This is a genomic window from Parabacteroides sp. merdae-related_45_40, assembly GCF_001915675.1.
Genome location: NZ_MNQY01000074.1, coordinates 1 through 3,512 on the forward strand (window position 1 = coordinate 1; position 3,512 = coordinate 3,512).

A 3,512-nucleotide genomic window follows, 5' to 3' on the forward strand; every position below is an offset into this window, starting at 1 on the left:
CTGCAATTCTTTCTTCAAAGTTTTTTTCTTTTCTATATTCTTTCTTATCAATCAGATAGCTTAATATGTACAAAAAACCTTCTTTTGCTCACGAACTTACTGAATGCTCCCAAAAAATGACGAAAAAAAACGTACGTTTTCATTAGTCATTTCTAAATATCCTCTTATTTTTCTATATATCAACATCTTAAATACGATCACACACCCGATTTCACTCTTAAAATTCTTCACTTCCGCGTACATTATATAAATTAGTATATCTTTATTAATCAACCCATTACAAAAACTGTCAAAATGTAAAAAACACCTTTTTTGCGAATTACTACCCAAAACAGCCCTTTTCAGTCCCTAGGCAAGACGGATATTTTCCTAAAATCCACAAATCATTCGTTTCCTGCCGCAAAACAAATGTGTCTGCGGTCGAAACTTTTATTTCAATCGTTGGAACTATCTGACTTACCGAATTTACTAATTCTGTAAGCGCAGTCTGCGGAATCTATTTTTTATGTATCTTTGGCTATTCAAACACCAAGACAAGAGAGAAAAGCCTATGTATAAGAATGGTAAATATCGGGAAACCGATAAAATGAGTGATCTGATCTGTGAGAATTATCCGATGGTGCTCGTCATGAGCCGCTTCGGTATTGCACTCGGATTCGGAGAAAAGAATATCGGAGAGGTATGCCGCCAAAACGGTGTCGATCCCTGCACGTTCCTGACCGTCGTAAACTTTCTGACGGAAGAGATATCCGCGCCGATGACAAACATTGACAAATGTCTGTCGATCGAGGCTTTGATCACTTATCTGCATAATGCACACGCCTATTTCCTGGACTTCCGACTGCCCCATATCCGCCGTAAACTGACCGATGCTATTGCAGACTGCCCGAAAGATGTGGCGTTCGTTATCACTAAATTTTTCGACGAATATGCAGCAGAAGTCCACAAACACATGTCGTATGAAGAAAAGACAGTATTTCCATACGTCCGGGGATTATTAAAAGGGATAAAAGACCCGAAATACAACATAACGATCTTCCGAAAACATCATGATCAGATCGAAATGAAGATTATCGAACTGAAAAATATCTTGATCAAGTATTATCCGGGACCCGGAAGCAACCTGCTGAACAGCGTCTTGTTTGACATCTTCGCGACCGAACAAGATCTGGCCTCCCATAACCACGTAGAAGACTATCTTTTCGTCCCAGCGATCCTAACTCTTGAAAAAACAATACAGTGATGCCTATGAGCGCCTTATTAAACATAGCGGTTGCCGAACCGTCTGCCATCATCCGCAGTGGGCTCGAAGCGGTATTAAAGCGAATTCCCGGATTCCGCATCCAGATCATCGAAATTGCCACTGCGGAGCTTTTGCAAGAAACACTTCGCTCACACAAACCAGACATACTGATTATTAACCCGTCACTTCCCGGTTACTACACCATTCAGCTTCTCAAGGAAGAAACCGGCTGTATGGACATGAAATGCATAGCCCTGCTGTATGCCGTCGCTGATCATGCCCTGCTGCGACCTTACGACGACCAGATCAACATCTATGACAGCCCGGACGAGATCCGCCACAAGCTGGAACGCCTCCATACGTCACCGGAAGAGGAAACCGAAAACGAAGAACAGCAGACGCTCAGCGCACGCGAAAAAGAAATCGTGGTCTGTGTCGTCAAAGGGATGACAAACCGCGAAATAGCCGACCGCCTGTTCCTTTCCACACACACCGTTGTTACACACCGACGCAACATCGCCCGGAAATTGCAGGTACACAGTGCCAGTGGTCTGACCGTATACGCCATTGTTAACAAATTAGTTGAACTAAACGATATCAAATTATAATCCATGAAGAAAAACAAACTCGCCGTCCTTACGTCATGCCTTATCCTGTCAGGGACATTCTGTACGCAGGCACAAAACAAAACGCCACAGGAAATCCGGATACCGGATACTTACAAATTAACGAACAAGTCTATCTACCGGAATGGCTGGATAGATTTCAACAAGAATGGGAAAAAGGATGTATATGAAGATCCTACGGTCCCGATCGATGCACGTGTCGAAGACCTCCTTTCGCAGATGAATGTTGAAGAAAAAACCTGCCAGATGGTTACGCTCTACGGTTACAAGCGGGTGCTGAAAGACGACCTGCCGACATCGGACTGGAAAAAACAACTCTGGAAAGACGGCATAGGAGCCATCGATGAACATCTGAACGGTTTCCAGCAATGGGGACTTCCTCCTTCCGACAACCCGTATGTCTGGCCGGCTTCCCGTCATGCCTGGGCTTTGAATGAAGTACAACGGTTCTTTATCGAAGAGACACGCCTCGGCATCCCGACCGACTTCACGAACGAGGGCATACGTGGGGTAGAAAGCTATATCGCCACCAACTTCCCGACACAGTTGGGATTGGGACACACCTGGAACCGGAACCTGGTTCATAAGGTCGGCTATATCACCGGGCGCGAAGGACGGTTGTTGGGATATACCAATGTCTATGCCCCGATCCTCGATGTCGGGCGCGATCAACGTTGGGGACGCTATGAAGAGGTATACGGCGAAAGCCCGTATCTGGTAGCCGAGTTGGGCGTGGAAATGGCAAAAGGCATGCAGACCGATTACCAGGTTGCCGCCACTTCCAAACACTATATCGCTTACAGTAACAACAAAGGCGGACGCGAAGGGATGGCACGCGTAGATCCGCAAATGTCACCACGCGAGGTCGAGATGATCCATGTCTATCCCTGGAAACGGGTGATCAAGGAAGCCGGGATCCTCGGAGTCATGAGTTCATACAACGATTACGACGGATTCCCCATTCAGAGCAGCTATTATTGGCTGACGACACGTCTGCGTGGCGAATTCGGTTTCCGCGGATATGTGGTATCGGACAGCGACGCCGTCGAATATCTTTTCTCTAAACACGGAACTGCCGCCGATATGAAAGAATCCGTGCTACAAAGCGTATTGGCGGGATTGAACATACGTTGTACATTCCGCTCACCGGATTCATACGTCCTGCCACTTCGCGAACTGATCGCGGAAGGAGCTATTCCAATGTCCACCATTGATGACCGAGTGCGTGACATCTTGCGCGTCAAATTCCTCGTTGGATTGTTCGACCATCCGTATCAGATCGATTTGAAAGAGACCGACAAAGAGGTAAACTGCGCCGAAAACCAACTGGTAGCCTTGCAGGCTTCAAAAGAATCGCTCGTTCTGTTGAAGAACCAGGATGCCGTCCTTCCTTTAGATGTAAACAAAATTTCCAAAATCGCCGTATGCGGTCCGAATGCAGATGAAGAGGCATACGCTTTGACACACTACGGCCCGCTTGCCGTAGAAGTGACAACCGTGTTGGAAGGTATTCGGAATAAGGTAAAACCAGGAACGGACGTGCTCTTTACGAAAGGTTGTGATCTGGTAGATGCCAATTGGCCGGAATCGGAACTGATCCGTTATCCGTTGACAGCCGAAGAACAGAGCGAGATCGACAAAGC

General features: G+C 46.5%; 3 protein-coding genes. All 3 read left to right on the forward strand.

All coding sequences use genetic code 11. The features are described from left to right. Nucleotides 1–550: 550 nt before the first annotated feature. Nucleotides 551–1,243 carry a hemerythrin domain-containing protein gene (locus BHV83_RS10430; protein WP_005649463.1) on the forward strand — a complete coding sequence of 231 codons (693 nt, stop codon included), beginning with the start codon at nucleotides 551–553 and terminating at the stop codon, nucleotides 1,241–1,243. Nucleotides 1,244–1,248: 5 nt separating this feature from the next. Beyond that, complete coding sequence (locus BHV83_RS10435) at nucleotides 1,249–1,851, forward strand: response regulator transcription factor (protein ID WP_036723903.1); 603 nt, start codon at nucleotides 1,249–1,251, stop codon at nucleotides 1,849–1,851. A gap of 3 nt (nucleotides 1,852–1,854) precedes the next feature. Next, a partial coding sequence (locus tag BHV83_RS10440; RefSeq protein ID WP_286757494.1) for a glycoside hydrolase family 3 protein occupies nucleotides 1,855–3,512 on the forward strand: 1,658 nt, incomplete at its 3' end.